The 815-nt window shown below is 43.8% G+C and carries 1 protein-coding gene; it reads right to left on the reverse strand.

Annotation, left to right across the window (positions count from 1 at the left end; all coding sequences use genetic code 11):
• Nucleotides 1–747: 747 nt before the first annotated feature.
• On the reverse strand, nt 748–815 hold a 68-nt coding region (locus tag AWU74_RS13535), incomplete at its 5' end, for a DUF933 domain-containing protein (RefSeq protein WP_162504962.1).

An 815-nucleotide genomic window follows, 5' to 3' on the forward strand; every position in this document is an offset into this window, starting at 1 on the left:
TCCGCAAAAAAAACAAGCACCCGTTTCATGCTTTCTCCTGACGTATGCGTTATTACCCGCATGATACCGCCGCCCAGTTAAAAGCGCAAGCCGACGGTGCATTGCCACTAATTCGCTGCCACTTCATGCGGTGGTATACAAAATTAAGGCGAGACATAGCGTGGTTTTGCCGATGCCGTATATCAATATTATTTCTTGCACCATATATGTGCTAAAATCACCGCAGCTTTAGACGGGAAAATAAGCAATGAATTGAATATTCTGTTGTCCTTGATAGAAATATTACAAATAAAAGAATGCTTTTATTAGGGAATATTCATACGAAGCAAAATACAATAAAACAGAGTATGGAACTAACCGAAGAACAATACCGACGGATAAAGAAACTGCTGCCGAAAACAACGCGGGAACGTAAAGATAGAAAACCTGATGGTGCTACGCGCTTGTCTATATATGCAGAAACGGGTGCTCGTGGCTGGCGATGCCCGAAAATTTCGACAAATGGCACATCATTTACGTGCGCGGTTTATCGTTGGGCAAAAAAACGGCGTATAAGAACAGGTTCCCGCCAAACTCCAGCCGGAAAACATAGTTGAAGCGAAGGTTTTTTCGCCGGATTCGACATAGATCAGAGCACACCCCGATGCTCACGAGGCATTAAAGAAAACGAGAAAACTAGGTGAAAGACGCCAAAGAAATAGCTTTACTTATAAGGTTATTACCTGCACTGCACGCTGGAAACACTTATTACACGTTGAACTTGAAGAACATGACGTCGCCGTCTTCGACCACGTAGTCTTTGCCTTCGACGCGGT

The organism is Treponema endosymbiont of Eucomonympha sp. (assembly GCF_001028545.1).